Genomic DNA, 1,916 nt, shown 5'->3' with positions numbered 1-1,916 from the left:
CTTCCCCTCCTCGACCGCGTCCGCGAGCCCGCGGACCTTCGCCAGCTGCCCGAGAGCGATCTCGCCCAGCTCGCCGCGGAGCTGCGCGCCGAGACCATCGACGCCGTCTCCGTCACCGGCGGCCATCTCGGCGCGGGCCTCGGCGTCGTCGAGCTCACCGTCGCCCTCCACTACGTCTTCAACACTCCCGACGACCGCCTGATCTGGGATGTCGGCCACCAGGCCTACCCCCACAAGATCCTCACCGGACGCCGCGACCGCATCCGCACCCTGCGCCAGGGCGGCGGCCTCTCGGGCTTCACCAAGCGCTCCGAGAGCCCCTACGATCCCTTCGGCGCCGCCCACTCCTCCACCTCCATCTCCGCCGGCCTCGGCATGGCCATCGGCCGCGACCTGTCGGACGCCGCGGCACGCGCCCGCGGCGAGACGCCGCCGCGCCGCAACGTGGTCGCGGTGATCGGCGACGGCTCGATCTCGGCCGGCATGGCCTACGAGGCGATGAACAATGCCGGCGCGCTCAAGTCGCGCCTCGTCGTCATCCTCAACGACAACGACATGTCGATCGCGCCCCCCGTCGGCGCCATGTCGTCCTACCTCGCCCGCCTCGTCTCGGGCGACACCTACCGGTCGTTGCGCGACACCGCCAAGCAGTTCGGCCGCCTGCTGCCGAAGGCGATCTACGACACCGCGGCCCGGGCCGAGGAATATGCCCGCGGCATCCTGGCCGGCGGCGGCACGATGTTCGAGGAACTCGGCTTCCACTATGTCGGCCCGATCGACGGCCACAACCTCGACCACCTGCTGCCCGTGCTCAAGAACGTGCGCGACGCGCCGGAAGGCCCGGTGCTGGTCCATGTCGTGACCCAGAAGGGCAAGGGCTACGCACCGGCCGAGGCCGCCGCCGACCGCGGCCACGCGGTGGTGAAGTTCGATGTGGTCTCGGGCAAGCAGACCAAGGCCAAGCCCAATGCGCCGGCCTACACGCGGGTGTTCGGCGAGAGCCTGATCAAGGCGGCGGATGCCGACGACAAGGTGGTGGCGATCACCGCCGCGATGCCCTCGGGCACCGGCGTCGACCTGTTCTCCAAGGCGCATCCGGAGCGGACCTTCGACGTCGGCATCGCCGAGCAGCACGCGGTGACCTTCGCGGCGGGCCTGGCGACGGAGGGGTTCAAGCCGTTCTGCGCGATCTACTCGACGTTCCTGCAGCGCGGCTACGACCAGCTGGTGCACGACGTGGCGTTGCAGAACCTGCCCGTGCGCTTCGCCCTCGACCGGGCCGGTCTGGTGGGGGCGGACGGGGCGACGCATGCGGGCGCCTTCGACCTGGCTTACCTGTGCTGCCTGCCGAACATGACGGTGATGGCGGCCTCGGACGAGGCCGAGCTGGTGCACATGGTGGCGACGGCCCACGCGCACGACACGGGACCGATCGCGTTCCGCTATCCGCGGGGCGAGGGCGTCGGCGTCGAGCTGCCGGAGCGGGGCGAGGTGCTGGCGATCGGCAAGGGCCGGGTGATCCGCCGGCCGGAGGGGGCGCGGGTGGCGCTCTTGAGCCTGGGCACGCGTCTGGCGGAGGCGCTGAAGGCGGCGGAGCGCCTGGAGGCGGCGGGGATCGGCGTGACGGTGGCGGATGCGCGGTTCGCCAAGCCTCTGGACGAGGCGCTGATCCTGGACCTGGCGTCGAGCCACGAGGTTCTGGTGACGCTGGAAGAGGGGTCCGTGGGCGGCTTCGGGGCGATGGTGCTGCACCTGTTGTCGTCGCGCGGTGCGCTGGACGAGGGCAAGGTGCGGGTGCGGACCCTGACGCTGCCGGACAGCTACCAGGACCACGACACGCCGGAGCGGATGTACGCGGAAGCCGGGCTCGACGCGCCCTCGATCGTCAAGGTCGTCGAAGACACCCTGCCGGCCCG

The 1,916-nt window shown here is 71.5% G+C and carries 1 protein-coding gene; it reads left to right on the top strand.

Annotated elements, in window-relative coordinates; translation table 11 throughout:
* The coding region (dxs, locus tag VQ03_RS29705; RefSeq protein ID WP_048454536.1) for a 1-deoxy-D-xylulose-5-phosphate synthase at nucleotides 1-1,916 on the top strand (1,916 nt) is incomplete at both ends.

The sequence above is a fragment of the Methylobacterium tarhaniae genome (assembly GCF_001043955.1).
GTDB classification, from domain to species: Bacteria; Pseudomonadota; Alphaproteobacteria; order Rhizobiales; family Beijerinckiaceae; genus Methylobacterium; species Methylobacterium tarhaniae.
The sequence above is the reverse complement of the archived record's forward strand: the minus strand, read 5'-3'. Positions and strand labels throughout refer to the sequence as shown.